Origin of the sequence: Trinickia violacea (assembly GCF_005280735.1) — a bacterium.
GTDB lineage: Bacteria > Pseudomonadota > Gammaproteobacteria > Burkholderiales > Burkholderiaceae > Trinickia_A > Trinickia_A violacea.
The window spans coordinates 1,650,635-1,664,116 of record NZ_CP040078.1 but is presented as its reverse complement, the minus strand read 5'-3'; the positions used below and the strand labels follow the sequence as shown (position 1 = coordinate 1,664,116).

General features: G+C 62.6%; 13 protein-coding genes. 8 read left to right on the top strand and 5 right to left on the bottom strand.

Annotated features, from left to right (window positions below):
- Positions 1–13: 13 nt before the first annotated feature.
- Positions 14–634 carry a c-type cytochrome gene (locus FAZ95_RS29555; protein WP_137335989.1) on the bottom strand — a complete coding sequence of 207 codons (621 nt, stop codon included), beginning with the start codon at positions 632–634 and terminating at the stop codon, positions 14–16.
- A gap of 208 nt (positions 635–842) precedes the next feature.
- Here FAZ95_RS29555 and FAZ95_RS29550 point away from each other — a divergent pair, with 208 nt between their 5' ends.
- From FAZ95_RS29550 to FAZ95_RS29540, 3 genes are all read left to right on the top strand, one after another.
- The gene (locus tag FAZ95_RS29550; protein ID WP_137335988.1) at positions 843–1,292 is read left to right on the top strand and encodes a PPC domain-containing DNA-binding protein; all 450 of its coding nucleotides are present in this window, start codon (positions 843–845) and stop codon (positions 1,290–1,292) included.
- An 81-nt stretch (positions 1,293–1,373) separates the two neighbouring features.
- The gene (locus FAZ95_RS29545; RefSeq protein WP_137337664.1) at positions 1,374–1,955 is read left to right on the top strand and encodes a carboxymuconolactone decarboxylase family protein; all 582 of its coding nucleotides are present in this window, start codon (positions 1,374–1,376) and stop codon (positions 1,953–1,955) included.
- A gap of 19 nt (positions 1,956–1,974) precedes the next feature.
- Positions 1,975–2,691: an SDR family oxidoreductase gene (locus tag FAZ95_RS29540; RefSeq protein ID WP_137335987.1), complete on the top strand. Its 717-nt coding sequence runs from the start codon at positions 1,975–1,977 to the stop codon at positions 2,689–2,691.
- A gap of 42 nt (positions 2,692–2,733) precedes the next feature.
- Here FAZ95_RS29540 and FAZ95_RS29535 read toward each other — a convergent pair whose 3' ends face one another.
- The 4 genes from FAZ95_RS29535 to FAZ95_RS29520 form a co-directional block, all read right to left on the bottom strand.
- Entirely contained in the window at positions 2,734–3,843 is a 1,110-nt protein-coding gene (locus FAZ95_RS29535; RefSeq protein WP_137335986.1) for a Gfo/Idh/MocA family protein, read from the bottom strand.
- Positions 3,844–3,925: 82 nt separating this feature from the next.
- A complete protein-coding gene (locus tag FAZ95_RS29530; RefSeq protein WP_137335985.1) occupies positions 3,926–4,435 on the bottom strand; it encodes a nuclear transport factor 2 family protein in 510 nt (169 codons plus the stop codon).
- A gap of 27 nt (positions 4,436–4,462) precedes the next feature.
- Positions 4,463–5,506 (bottom strand): homogentisate 1,2-dioxygenase, encoded by a 1,044-nt coding sequence (locus FAZ95_RS29525; RefSeq protein WP_137335984.1) that lies wholly within the window; start codon positions 5,504–5,506, stop codon positions 4,463–4,465.
- Between the two features lie 122 nt (positions 5,507–5,628).
- Positions 5,629–6,573 carry a 3-keto-5-aminohexanoate cleavage protein gene (locus FAZ95_RS29520; RefSeq protein ID WP_137335983.1) on the bottom strand — a complete coding sequence of 315 codons (945 nt, stop codon included), beginning with the start codon at positions 6,571–6,573 and terminating at the stop codon, positions 5,629–5,631.
- A 221-nt stretch (positions 6,574–6,794) separates the two neighbouring features.
- On the opposite strand from FAZ95_RS29520, the gene FAZ95_RS29515 reads away from it, so the two are divergent.
- The 5 genes from FAZ95_RS29515 (at position 6,795) to FAZ95_RS29495 (ending at position 13,458) form a co-directional block, all read left to right on the top strand.
- Positions 6,795–7,334, top strand: coding sequence for a MarR family winged helix-turn-helix transcriptional regulator (locus tag FAZ95_RS29515; protein ID WP_137335982.1), 540 nt, complete (start codon positions 6,795–6,797; stop codon positions 7,332–7,334).
- Between the two features lie 314 nt (positions 7,335–7,648).
- On the top strand, positions 7,649–8,740 hold the full coding sequence (locus tag FAZ95_RS29510) for a substrate-binding domain-containing protein (protein WP_137335981.1): 1,092 nt from the start codon (positions 7,649–7,651) through the stop codon (positions 8,738–8,740).
- A gap of 16 nt (positions 8,741–8,756) precedes the next feature.
- On the top strand, positions 8,757–11,234 hold the full coding sequence (locus FAZ95_RS29505; RefSeq protein ID WP_137335980.1) for an ATP-binding cassette domain-containing protein: 2,478 nt from the start codon (positions 8,757–8,759) through the stop codon (positions 11,232–11,234).
- 26 nt (positions 11,235–11,260) lie between these two features.
- A complete protein-coding gene (locus FAZ95_RS29500; protein ID WP_254700338.1) occupies positions 11,261–12,256 on the top strand; it encodes an ABC transporter permease in 996 nt (331 codons plus the stop codon).
- 125 nt (positions 12,257–12,381) lie between these two features.
- Positions 12,382–13,458 (top strand): porin, encoded by a 1,077-nt coding sequence (locus FAZ95_RS29495; protein WP_137335978.1) that lies wholly within the window; start codon positions 12,382–12,384, stop codon positions 13,456–13,458.
- The last annotated feature ends 24 nt before the right edge of the window (positions 13,459–13,482 follow it).

The following is a 13,482-nucleotide window of genomic DNA, read 5'->3' as shown; positions in this document are numbered from 1 at the left end:
ATTTGGCAACCGCTTATCTGGATTGCAGATAGGCGGCAACGGCCTTGGCCTGTTCGGAACTCAACGTATGTGCGACGGCGGTCATCACGGGCGCGTTGGCGCGGGTACCGTTCTGGAAGACCTCGATCTGACGCAGCAGATACTCCCGATGCTGCCCTGCGAGGCGCGGAAATGTACCGGCTCCCTGGGCCTGCGCGCCGTGGCATGAAGCGCAGGCCGGCACCCCCTTGTCCGGCACGCCGTGTTCGAAGATTTCCTGCCCCTTCGCCATCAAGATGGGGTCACCCGCCGCGCCCCGGGTTGCGGGCTGATGCGAGTAATAATCGGCCAGCGATTTGACGGCTGCCTCGTCCAGCAGTGCGGCCATGCCCCACATGTAATCCCGGGCAGCGGATTCGCCGCGCGCGTGTTCGCGGAAACCCTTGAGCTGGGCTTCGATGTATTCCGGTGTCTGGGCGTTGAGCTTCGGAAACATCGGCGATTCGCTGCGCCCGTGTACGCCGTGGCAGCCAGAGCAAATCTGCCCGGCAATGCGGGCGCCATCCTCGGCTCGTGTGGGGGCTGGTATCAAGGCGATGCCAGCTGCGGCAAGCAGTGCGATCGCTGGCATCCATGCAGCAAGTATTCTCTTCATGAGCGTTCTCATCAGGCTGAGCGGATCGAAAATATCAGTGGCCGGGCCATCTGGTCAGCATATGATCGATCTAGGCTCGGCGCGCAGGGGAAGTTGAAGGCAGGCGTGCGGTTTCACACATACGAAACGGCGCGGGTACTGTCTAAAGCGTAAGGTCTATTCGGCCTTAACTTTGTCGGAATCGCGGTCCTAGAGCAGGTTCCCAAGCATGCAGCCCCATCCTTTGCGCCTTTTGCCCGGCGATGATTTGCGCGCGTCTGTCGAAGACGCGCTGCGTCAGCGCGAATTGCGCGCGGCGTTCGTCCTCCAGGGCATCGGGAGCCTTAGCGTCGCCCAATTGCGATTCGCAGGCGCCGAAACACCGGTAACGCTACGCGGCGACCTCGAAATATTGACTTTGGCCGGCTCGGTATCCCCCGATGGCGCGCACCTGCACATGTCCGTTTCCGACGCAGGCGGTCAAGTGTTCGGCGGCCATGTGGCGTGTGGATGCACGGTTCGCACAACCGCCGAGATACTGCTCGTACTGCTTCCCGAACATCGCTTCTCCCGCGCGCTCGATGCCGGTACCGGATTCATGGAGCTGGTGGTTCAGCGCGAGCCAGACGGCAGCGCCAGACCGACAAACCTTCTTCCCCCCCATTCCCCCAGGGAATGACAGTTATCAACCACACCCACCTTCTTCGCGCGCACCGCCCGTCGCATCATCTGCTCACCGTCAACCAACCAGGTGCAGATGATGACCTCCTTCCCGTCCTACACGATCGACTCCGCCCCCGCCGCATCGAAGTCCACCCTTGAAGAAGCGAAGCGCACTTTCGGTTTCGTCCCGAACCTGCAGGCGCATATGGCCGAGTCGCCCGAGCTGCTCGCCGGCTATACGGCGCTGTGGGATCTCTTTGCGAAAAGCTCGCTCACGCCGCACGAGCAGCAGGTCGTCTACCTGACGTCGAACTTCGAGAACAACTGCCACTACTGCATGGCGGGCCACAGCACGCTCGCGAAGATGATCAAGATGGACCCGGCCGTGATCGCCGCACTGCGCGCCGGCACGCCGCTGCCCGACGCGAAACTGGAAGCGCTGCATCGCTTCACGACGATCGTCGTGCGCGAGCGGGGCTTCGTGCCGGACGCGGACGTGGAGGCTTTCCTCGCGGCCGGCTACACGCGCCGCAATGTGCTCGAGGTCATTCTCGGCGTCGCGACCAAGGTCATGAGCAATTACACGAATCACATCGTTCACACACCGTACGACGCCTTCATGAAGGGCAACGAGTGGACAAAGCCCGCGGACGCGTCTGCGACGTCCGCCGCCGCGTGATGCTTGCCTGGAGCCTTCCGTGACGCAACGCACTTTTCTGATTACCGGCGCGACCAAGGGGATTGGCCTCGCGCTGAGCGAGCGGCTCGTCGGCGCGGGCCATCGCGTCGTCGGCCTCGCGCGCCAGAGCGCGGCGTACCCCGGCGAACTCGTCTGCGTCGATCTTGGCGACCCCGAAGCGACCGAAGCGGTTCTCGGCGAGCTGACGCAGCGCTACAGCTTCGACGGCGTGGTCAACAACGTCGGTCTGGTCAAGCCACAGCTGATCGGCGAAGTGGACCTGAGCACACTCGACGACGTGCTGGCCGTCAATCTGCATCCCGCCGTGCAGACCGTGCAGGCGTTATTGCCTGGCATGCGCGCGCGGGGCTGGGGCCGCATCGTCAACATCTCCAGCTTGACGGTTCTCGGCATCACCCATCGCACGGCCTACGCAGCGGCCAAGGCGGCCCTCGTCAGCTTCGCGCGTTCGTGGGCCCTCGAAATGGCGGGCACAGGGATCACGGTCAACGCCGTCGCGCCAGGACCGACCGAGACCGAACTGTTCCGCGCGAACAACGCGCCAGGCAGCGAGGGCGAGCGGCGCTACCTGTCCGCCGTGCCGATGGGGCGCTTCGGCAAGCCCGAGGAAATCGCCGCCACGGTCGCGTTCCTGCTCTCGGACGACGCCGCGTTCATGACAGGGCAAACGCTGTACGTGGATGGCGGCGCGTCGATCGGCAAGCTTGGCTTCTAACTGCGCGCCGAGGAGCAAGCGCCCAGGGCGGCCGCACGGCGGTCAACCGATTCGCACTCGCTTGCCGGTCCGATCCGACTGCTCGATGGCGTCGACGACCCGGTGCAAGGCCACCGCGTCGTCGAAGTCGGGTGCCGTGCCGGTTCCATGAAACCAATCGTCGGCCATCCACTTATAGATGCCGGCGACGTTCCGTGCCGCGAGCGCATCCTCGAGACCGAAGTAGTACGACTGCGGGATCTCGAGCTCGCGAAAGCCCTCTTCCCCCTTCCGGCCGCCTTCGACGCGCAACGGCGAGATATTGATCACGGGCACGTGCTCGTTCCTCGCCGTGATGCGCAGGTCGCCCTCCGTTCCGTTGATCTCCCACAAGAGCCGCGTGCCGCGCGGATTGCCGCCGCGAAGCTCCAGCGACAACGGCGCCCCGGATTGCAGGACGGCGTTGACCATCACGTGATCGTGCGTCCGCATCGGGATGGTGTCGCCCGTCTCGACGATGCGTACGGTCTGGCGGCGCTGCGACAGCACCGCGCCCACCTCGTCGATGGGGCCGAGCACGCGCTGCACGGCTGCGATCGCGTGTCCGCCGATGATCGACAGCATGGTCGCGCCGTTGCGCGAGTCCATGGCGTAGGCGTCGCCGCGGGTGACTTCGTCGCCCCAGGTGAAGCCGTTGCCGAGATAGGTCGACGACAGCACGTCGCCCACGTATCCGTCGGCTACGAGCTTGCGCACGAACTCGACCTCCGGCGAAACGATGGCCTGGGTTCCCACGACCGTCGGCACTTTTCTCTCGCGCGCAAGCCGGGCAAGCTCGACCGCTTCCGCCAGACCATTTCCCAACGGCCATTCGCAGTAGACACGCTTGCCCGCCTCCAAAGCCGCCGCGACGACTTCCTTATGGTGCGCAACCTTGACCGTCACGGCCACGACGTCGATATCCGGGGAGGCGACGAGCGCCGCCACGTTTTCGAAAGCGTGCGGAATATCGAAGGCCGCCGCGGCGGCCTGGGCGCTGGCGAGACTCGTGTTGGCGACGCCGACGATATCGAACACATCGGGCAGTGCGCGCAAGGCAGGAATGTGAGCCGTGGTGCCCCAGCCGCGCTCCGCGCTAAGGCCGACGATACCCACTCGAATAGGTCTTTTCATTGCTTCCTCGAAACCGCTAAGTCAATTCATTCACTGGCACGAGCGACGCCCTGCGGGCGCCGCGTCGGCAAAGGCGCTCGCTTCACGCGAGCCCGTACTGGTACGACGGATCGTCCTTGTCGCGCCGTCCGATGTGGAAGTCCGCGAGCGGCGCCGAATCGGCGGGAACCGGATCGGAGCGCTGCGAATCGAGCACCACCATCCGGTCGGCAATGCGCCATTCGCCATTGCGCCTTTCCATCCGGTCGACATATCGGACGAATGCGATCCAATCCATGGCCGGCGCGTCGCCCGTCGGCTTGGTCCGATGGATTGCCTGCGCGTAATGCTCCGCGTAAGCCACGTCCCCATCGACCTTGACATATTGGTTGCCGGTGAAGTGCTGCGTGCATTCGAAGTCCGGCAACAACGCCGCGGCCCACTTGATGAAGCCCTCCACGCCGCCCTCATAGGCCCCGTGCCGATCGATCGCATCCGGGTGATAGCACGAGCGGATCAGATCCCAGTCCATGCGATCGACGCCCCGGCAGTAGCGGATATGGACACGGCGAATTTCCGCCTCGTCCAGAAGCTGTTGAAGTTTCGGTTCCAAGTTAGGTATCCTGTTTAATTGCAGATATCACTTGCCCACGCTCGGATGCGGTCCGTATTGGCCTGTTTCCATCAGCTCCGAGACGGCAAGCGCCTTCGGCGTCCAACGCATCGTCGCGCGCGTTTCGAGCAGCCAGGCCTGATAGCCCTCAGGCACGTCCTCCGATGGGCCGTGGTGAATGACGCCTTTCGGCACGCAGGTCAATGTGCCGGGCTCCGACACGCCGCCCCAGACGCCCGGGCCCCGCACATAGCAGATCAATTCGTCGAAATCGGCGTTGATGTGAACCGGCGGCCGTCCGCCGGGACGCGCGCTCAGGTTGAACATCAGGATGTCGCCCGTGCCTGACGACAAGAACGAGCTGGGCGGGCCGCCTTCGGGCAAATAGGCGTGAACCTGAATGCTGGCCAGGTTCAGCTTCCACACCGGCACGGACTCCGACAGCCGCATGCCAAGCGCAAGCGGATCGTGCGGCATCGTAAAGACCGTGTTCTCCGCGTCGAAGGTCTTCAACACCAGTTTTGTCGGGCCGCCAGCCGCCATGCCGGGATCGACCTCGGCGTACTTCACGTCCCGCGCGACGTTGAGCATTCCCGAAGGCATGGGCGGCGAAAGCTTCAAGGCCGAGGGACTTTCGACAATCACGCTGCGCATGGCATCGCCGATAGGCGCGTACCGATAGGCCACGGCTCGTGGGATGCAGACGAAATCGCCCTCGCCTGCGGTGAGGCACCCAACATCCGTTTCGAACCTGACCGTGCCTGATTGGATGAAGTGGATCTCGTCCGCCTCGACGTTTCGAACGACGTACGGCATCGGCTTGCGCCGTCCCGACACATGCAGCTTGACGCCCTGCCTCGAGGTGGCAACCGTGGTCGGGAGGGCTTCGGCGTCGTCCTGATCGTCAGGCGTCAATCGTTGCAGAACCGCTCTTCGCGGTGCGTGCGGGCCTTGCACCGAAAGATAGTCCGGCGCGTAAGTCGGCCGCGTCACGACCGACAGCGCGCCTTGGAACCCGTCCCGAGTCCACAACTGCACGGGAGGCCCTGCGTCCTGCGGCTTATCACTCATTTGTCAACCTCCTTGGCTCTCGTACGCTGCCGCCGTCCGGCGCTCGGCAGCGCTTTTCTTCGGCGGTCCTACACCCAGTCTATGCAATGGCGCCGGAAGCGGCGCCACCGGATGGCTCATCTTTAACGGGTCGGCTTGCCCAACAGTGTGCGGTACTCATTCGCCGTTGCCGGCTTGCGCCCGAGCAGCTCCGCGATGTCTTTCGCCATGTTGAACATCTCGAGGTTGCTCTGGAGGCGCTCGTCGCTGTTCGGGTACTTCCACGGCGTGTCTTCCGTGCCGACGCGGATATGCAGACCCATCATGGTGGCGAGGGTGGTCATATAGAGCGTTGAGCGGCCCGCCGCGCAGACGGTGATGACCGACGTCGGATCGATCTTGCGGATCTGGTCCACCATCAGGAACATGTGTTGAGCCATGTCCTGGGCGTCACTGACCCAGGTGCCCGACACCAGGGTACGCCCGACGTTGAACGGCAGGCCGTAGAGGATGATCCAGTTGTACGGCTTCTTGAGAATGCCGGTATCGATCAGCTTGCGCTTGGCCAGCTCGATTTCGCCGGAGCTGTGGACCGCCAGCTCGGGCTTGACGCCGACCTCTTCGAGCGTGGCGACGGCCGGCACCGCAAAGGCCTCCGGATGGCCCGGCGCGCACGGCGCCACCTCGCACATCCCCGCGCGCGCCGGGTCCATGCACATGTCGAACGTCGTGCCGTGCAGCACGTTCACGTTCGGCACGAAGTCGTTGCCGAAGCGGGCGCGCAGCGGCTCGACAACCTGCTTGTAGGCTTCGACCGGCACGATGTCGCGATCCATGCGGCGCCCCTGTGCGTCGGTCATGAACGAGAAGTCGATGTGAACGCCACAGGCGCCGGCTTCGATCACCCTGGTCGCTTCATCCACGTACGCCTGGAACGACGTCGTGTCTTCAAAGCGCCCGGAGACCGCGGCGTTGATTGCGATCCTCTCCGGCACATTCCACTTGGGCTGCAACTCGGCCCCCGCAATGAACTGGTACTCCTCCATTTCGCGCTTGGCGGCTTCCCAGAGTGGCAACTTTTCAATCATGTGAACCTCGACGTCGGTAGTGAGAGTAACGATCCCATCGCCCCCTGATCATATCGTTTGTGCTACGATGATTCTACAGGGGATCGATTTATATCGAATGATTAGCTTTGGAATGAACAAAGTCAAGGCACCTAGGGAATCCCCTAGCAAGATGGCGCGGCGGCTGGCCTTGCGCCTCGCGGCTCCCGCCCAGTGCATCCCGTTTGCCGAGGAATGAGCGAATGAACAAGTCTGGCTCGACTGCAATTGACGTGGTCCTGGATCTCCCCGAGCCGGCTTGCGGCTCAGGGGGAATGGAGACGCATCCGGTCTTCGATGAGCGGAGCAGGACCGTTCCGTGGATGACGCGAACGCTGCATCGCCTCTACGACCTCCAGGCGCAGAAAGTGCTCGGCAAAGAGAGGATTTCGATCGCGCATTGGTACTACCTCCGCGTGCTGGCTCAGGGGGGCGAGCTGAATCAGCTGGAGCTCAGCAAGCGTATCGGGATCGCCTCGACCACCGCCGTGCCCGCTTTGGACAGCATGGAGAGGCGCGGCCTGCTGAAGAGAACCCGCGATCCGAAGGACCGGCGAAAGTACTACGTGAGCCTGACCGACGCTGGCAAATGTCTAGTCGATCAATTGCTGCCGGATGTCCTCAAGATGATCGACGCATCGTTCGACGGGGTCGATGAGGAAGAGAGACTCATCTTCTGGAAGGTCTTGCATCAGATCGAGCAGAACCTCATGTCGATGGCGAATGGCGATACGGTGGATTAACTAAGAAGCCGCTCCGGCAACGCCGGGGCTTCGATTGCGCTTGGCACCGCAACAATCGGCACCCCCGACTTCCTCATCACGACACGCAATCGCGTTCCGTCGCCCTCACCGCCTTCACGCGCGCCTTCGCTAGGGAGATTCCCTAGGATTCTTGACTTCATTCACACCGGAACACATGATTCGATATAAATCGATTTTGTATCGCATCATCTCCAGCAGGATCATGTAGCCAGCTCACCGCGTCGCTTGCGGCGGCAAGTCGACGGTGCAAACGAAGCGTGTATTCGCACCCATCATCCACGTCGAGGATCGTCATGTTTTCCAAAGTCATTTCGAGCGCTCTCAGAAGTGCCGGTCTGCTGGTTTCAGCAGGCTTGATGTGTACCGCGGCACACGCCGCGGGAGATTCCGTCGCGAACCATCAAGGCAACATCGCGCCGCTCTGCGGCACCAAGCCGATAATCGTCGGCGTATCCGATGGGTATGGCGGCAACACCTGGCGCAAGACCGGTCTCGAAGAGGTCAAGGACGAGCTCAGCCGCTGCAAGAACGTCACGCGAGTCATCTACAGCAATGCCAACGGCGACCCGCAGAAGGCGAACTCCGACATCAACAGCATGGTCGCGCAAGGCGTCAACGTGCTCATCATGGTTCCGGACTTCGGTGCCGTGCAGCTCCCCGCCATGCGCGCCGCCATGAAAGCCGGCGTATCGGTCATTCCCTACTCCGCGCAAATTCCCGGCGTGCCCGGACGCGACTATGTCGTCAACGTCGTCGGCGATACCAAGGAAGTCGGCGTCCTTTGGGCCGACTGGCTCGGAACCACGCTCAAGAAAGGCAACGTCGTGTTCATGGGGGGATCGCCCGGAGCGACCACCTCGCAAAACTTCATGGATGGCCTGAAAAGCGGCCTCAAGAAGTACCCCGACTTGAAGCTGTTGAACGAGCAGTACGTCGTGACGAACTGGAACCCCGTCGACGCCCAAAAGGCGACCGCAGGCCTGATTGCCCACTACCCGAAGATCGATGCCATCGTGACGGACTTTGGCGAAACCGCGTTTTCCGCAGTGAAGGCGTTCGAGCAGGCCCACCTTCCGGTACCGGCCATCGCGACCATCGCAAGCGACAACGAATTGAATTGCCATTACCTCGCTGCGAAGAAGGCAGGAACGTCATTTCCGTATTACACGCTCGACGGCACGACCACTTACGTGCGCTTTGCGGTACGCCAAGGCGTAGCCGCCTACGAGGGCACCGCGGATAAGGAGTCTCCCGCCGTTCTCCCCTACCCCTATGCGGACAGCGCCAAGGGGCTCGACCCGCAGTGCGATCCGTCGGCTCCGCCGGATGCCGACCTCTCGTCTGCACTCCCGCCTCAAAAGCTGAAGGCCGTGTTTGAACATTGATAGCTCGGGACGAGTCATGAACCAACAGCATTCACTGCTGCAGATCGATGGGGTCACCAAGACGTTTCCCGGCGTGCGGGCACTCGATAATGTGACGTTCTCGGTGCTTGCGGGCGAAGTCCACGGTCTTGTCGGAGAGAACGGCGCCGGGAAATCCACCCTCATGGCGGTGGCATCGGGCGCGCTCGTCGCTGAAAGCGGACGCGTCGTCATCGATGGCACTCAAACCCAAGGCGATACCGAACAGGCGCGCCGCCTGGGGCTGGCGATCGTTCGACAAGAGCCGGCGCTCATGCCCGACCTGACTGTCGCCGAAAATCTCTATCTCGGCGTGCCGTCCGAGCAACGCCCGTCTTTGATGAGCACGAGCGAATGGGCTCAACAGCGGCTTCGTCAATGGAGCGAGAACGTTGCGATCGACGCGAACGAACGAGTCTCGAGCTTGACCCCGGAGCAGCGCTTCATCGTCGAGATCGTGAAAGCGCTCGCGGCCAAACCGAAAGTCCTGGTTCTCGACGAGCCCACCGAGCATCTGCTCGCGGAAGACGTCGAGCGTCTTTTTGAGCGCATTCGCGGCGTCACCGCCTCGGGCTGCTCGGTCGTCTATATCTCGCACCGGATTCGCGAAGTGCAAAAAATCGCCAACCGCATTACGGTACTTCGCGACGGACAAGGACAGGGCACCTACGACGCCGAGGGACTCAGCGAGCAGCAAATCGTCGAGCTCATCGTCGGCGGAGCGCTCGATCGCGAGTTTCCCGCCAAGGCCGGAAATGGCTCTGCTAATACCGTTCTCGATGTCGCCTCGCTGAGCGGCGCCGGCTTCACCGATGTGTCGGTGCGGATCAAGAAGGGCGAAATCGTGGGGCTGGCCGGGATAGACGGCAACGGGCAGCGCGAGTTCATGTCTGCCCTTGCTGGCCTGATTCGAAGCCGCGGCACCGTCAGCGTGAACGGAAATCCGGTGAACCTCCGGGATTCCCAGGCGGCCGCGGCGTCAGGCATCCGCTTGCTCCCGGGAGACCGCCACCGGGCAGGCATCTTCGGCGAGTTGTCCGTACGCGAAAACTTCTCGATCCGCAGTCTTCCGTTCGACTCGCTCAAGGGCTGGATCAACCAAAGAGGCGAAACAAGACGAGCCCGGGAGGCGGTGACGGATTTCGCGGTCAAGACGCCGTCAGTCGAGACGCCGATCCGCTCGCTGTCGGGCGGCAATCAACAAAAGGTCGTGCTGGCGAGCGTCCTCGCCAGCCAACCCAAGGTGTTGCTCGTCGACGAACCGACGCAGGGCGTGGATATCGGCGCCCGGATGGAAATCTACAAAGTGCTCCGCCAGGCCGCCGCAGCCGGCACCGCTGTCATCGTCGTCTCGTCTGACGCGCTTGAAGTGGCCGGCTTGTGCGACCGCGTGCTGATTTTCTCGCGCGGACACATCGTCAAGGAGTTGCGAGACGGCGCGGTCAGCGAGAACAACATCACTTCCGCGGTGCTCACGGCGACCACTGAGCGGGTAAGAGGTACAGCAAGCATCCCGGCTTTCTGGAAGTGGGCATCCGGAGACTGGGCCCCCCTCGCCATGCTCGCGTTGGCGATTTGCGCGCTCGGGTTGTATGCGGCGCATATGAACGAGGCCTACCTGTCCGCACGTAACTTGAGCGGCATGCTGGCGCTCGTGGCGACGTTGGCCATCGTCTCATACGGGCAGCAGGCGCTGATGCTTGTCGGCGGCATCGACCTGTCGGTCGGTCCCCTGATGGGCTTGATGGTCGTCATCCAGTCGTTCTTCCTGAACGACGGTTCCGCGTTGAGTCATCAACTGACGGGATGGGCCATTGCTTGCCTGGTCGCGATAGCGGTCGGGCTCGTGAACTGGGTCCTGGTCTGCCCCTTCCGGCTCCATCCCATGGTTGCGACGCTGGCCACCTATATGGCGTTGCAGGCGATCTCCCTGATACTGCGTCCGGTTCCCGGCGGCATCATCGCGGACTCGCTGCTCGACACCATCGGCACGCAGATCGGATTTGTGCCGGTCATCGCGATCGGTGCTGCCGGTCTGGCACTCGTACTCGAGTTTGCGCTGTTCAAGACACGGACCGGCCTCGTGTTTCGGGGCGTCGGCTCGCGGCTCGAAGCAGCCCGCATGGCCGGCGTTCGCACGCAGCTGACGTTGCTGGCGGCGTATGTCGGCTGTTCGCTGCTTGCGGCCGTCGCGGCGGTTCCGATGATGGCGCAGGTCGGCTCGGGCGACCCGAACGCCGGCATCAACTACACGCTGGCGAGCATCGCTGCGGTCGTCATCGGTGGGGCAAGCCTGTTCGGCGGACGCGGCTCCTTCGTCGGCTCGCTCCTCGGTGCGCTGCTGATCATTCAGGTAAACGTGGTCACTTCGTTTCTCGACATCGGAGATTCATGGCAGTCCTATTTGTTGGGCGGGATGATCCTTGTGTCCGTCGCCCTCTATTCGAAGAGTCGAGAAATGGCGGTGGCGAAATGAGAAAAGTCATAAGCAATCGAGCAGCCGTGGCACCGGACAACGTGCCGTCATCGTCCTCGAAGCCGAGGTCCGTCAGAGTTCCCGCCATCGGCGAGTTCGGATGGATCTGGGTTGGACTGGTACTGCTCTTCGTCATCAGTCTGGCCGTCGCGCCGGGCACCCTGAGCCGCGGCTCCATTCTTGCGATGCTGCCGTTCGCGGGCATCCTGGCCATTGTCGCGACGGGCCAGACCCTCGTCATCCAGCAACGGGGACTGGATATGTCGGCGATCGGCATGGTGTCGCTGGCGGGCGTGGTGATGGCCCGAACCGGCTTTGCGTTCGACTCGCTTGGCCTTGCCGTCGTGTTCACGGTCGGCGTCTGCGCCATTGTCGGCGTCATCAACGGAACGCTGGTGTCCCGGCTGGCCATTACACCGCTAGTGGCGACGCTGGCAGTCAACGCGCTGCTCGTCGGCAGTGTTCGCTCGTTGACGGGAAGCGTCCCCGTCAATGTTCCGACCATCATGCAAACGATCTCGCATGCGCAATTGATTGGCTTGCCCGCCAACGTGCTGATCGCGTTCGCTTTCGTCGTGACGGCGTGGGTCATCACCCGCAAGACCGCGGTCGGGCGCCAATTCGTCGCCGTGGGCGTCAATCCGCGTGCGGCTGAAGCGGCGGGGGTGCGCGTGCTGTGGTACCGGATCGGCGCTTACGTCGCGTCCGCCGTGTGCTTTTCCGCGGCCGGAATGCTCTTGGCCGGATTCATCGGCAGCGCGTCACAGACGTCCGGCAACGACTACCTGCTTCCCGCCATCGCGGCGGTCGTCGTCGGCGGCACGCCGTTCACCGGCGGCAAAGGCAGCGTCATCGCCAGCGCCGTCGCGGCGCTGTTCATGGCGCAACTCGGGCAGCTCGTCCTGGCGCTCGGCGCGGGCGACTCGGTTCAGCTGCTCGTGCAGGCATGCGCCATTTTGCTTGCGACGCTGATTCGTCATCTGCCGACGGCCCTGCGGACCTTTCGCAGGTTCAAGCAGTAGACAGAACGCTGTTTTCAAAGGCAGTTCGGTTGAACCTAGCAGTTTGACTTTGCAGTTCTATTGACTTAGCCCGTCAGAGGCTTCGAAGCAGTTCCTGGAGACTTCTATTCCGTAAGGATATCTAAATGAAAAGGCTAATCTTAGCCACGACAATGGTGGCTTTAGGGTCATGTTTAGGTACGTGCAATGCGTACGCCCAAAGCAGCGTGACACTGTATGGACGCATCGCTTCAGGCATTGATTACATTACCAACGTCGCGACGCCAAACGGCGGCTCGGCGCACAACCTTCGATTCGGCAGCAACCAGTACGGATACAGCTGGTTCGGCCTGCAAGGCAACGAAGACCTCGGAGGCGGTCTGCACGCTGTCTTCAAACTCGAAAGCCTGTTTACTTCCGGAACAGGTCAGATTCCGCCCAACACGATATGGACACGTGACGCCTACGTGGGCCTGTCGCACGATGACTACGGAAGCATCTGGTTCGGCCGCGCCATGAGCCTGACTGACGAAACCGGCTGGTACATCGACCCTTTCGGAGAGCAGGCGACGGGTATCGGCAACTTTGCCTACGGGCGCGCGTACGGTCCCCGCCCCAACGTGGTCACCTATAACTCGCCGAAGTGGGCCGGCTTTTCGTTCCGCGTGCAGAACGGATTCGGCGGCACGGCGGGAAACTTCCAGGCCGGACGCCAGTTCAGCACGAGTTTCGCCTATACGCTTGCCAGCTTCAGCGCATACGGCGTTTATGAGGAAATCCGCGACGCGAACGGGAAGTTTTCCGATCTTTACAACTCGTCACGCGAATACATGATCGGCGGAACCTACCAAACGGGCGGGCTCAAGTTCTATACCGGCTATCAGCTGCTGGCCTCGGGAGCGGAGACGGTCACCACGTCCTTTAACCCTTACGGCGCCACACGCAGCCAGCAAGAGTGGCTCGGCGCTTCCTATCAGGCCACCCCCGCCCTCGCCTTCCAGGCGGGATGGTTCCACGGCACGGTCAATCACGGCGGCGGAACCGGCAACCTGGGCGTCCTCGGCACCACCTACAACCTGTCGAAGCGGACCTTCGTGTACCTGACGGTCGGAGCGATGTTCAACGGCACGAATGCGGCGTTCCCGGTCGAGACAGGCGATTCGCCGCCGCTGACTGGCCATAATCAACAAGGGGGCTATTTCGGCGTCATGCATTATTTCTAAGCCCCCACGTGCCGGGGCACTCCA

Coding starts and splice junctions, on each gene's coding strand:
- FAZ95_RS29555 (WP_137335989.1), bottom strand. CDS start 634: ATGAAGAGAATACTTGCTGCATGGATGCCAGCGATCGCACTGCTTGCC.
- FAZ95_RS29550 (WP_137335988.1), top strand. CDS start 843: ATGCAGCCCCATCCTTTGCGCCTTTTGCCCGGCGATGATTTGCGCGCG.
- FAZ95_RS29545 (WP_137337664.1), top strand. CDS start 1,374: ATGACCTCCTTCCCGTCCTACACGATCGACTCCGCCCCCGCCGCATCG.
- FAZ95_RS29535 (WP_137335986.1), bottom strand. CDS start 3,843: ATGAAAAGACCTATTCGAGTGGGTATCGTCGGCCTTAGCGCGGAGCGC.
- FAZ95_RS29525 (WP_137335984.1), bottom strand. CDS start 5,506: ATGAGTGATAAGCCGCAGGACGCAGGGCCTCCCGTGCAGTTGTGGACT.
- FAZ95_RS29520 (WP_137335983.1), bottom strand. CDS start 6,573: ATGATTGAAAAGTTGCCACTCTGGGAAGCCGCCAAGCGCGAAATGGAG.
- FAZ95_RS29515 (WP_137335982.1), top strand. CDS start 6,795: ATGAACAAGTCTGGCTCGACTGCAATTGACGTGGTCCTGGATCTCCCC.
- FAZ95_RS29510 (WP_137335981.1), top strand. CDS start 7,649: ATGTTTTCCAAAGTCATTTCGAGCGCTCTCAGAAGTGCCGGTCTGCTG.
- FAZ95_RS29505 (WP_137335980.1), top strand. CDS start 8,757: ATGAACCAACAGCATTCACTGCTGCAGATCGATGGGGTCACCAAGACG.
- FAZ95_RS29495 (WP_137335978.1), top strand. CDS start 12,382: ATGAAAAGGCTAATCTTAGCCACGACAATGGTGGCTTTAGGGTCATGT.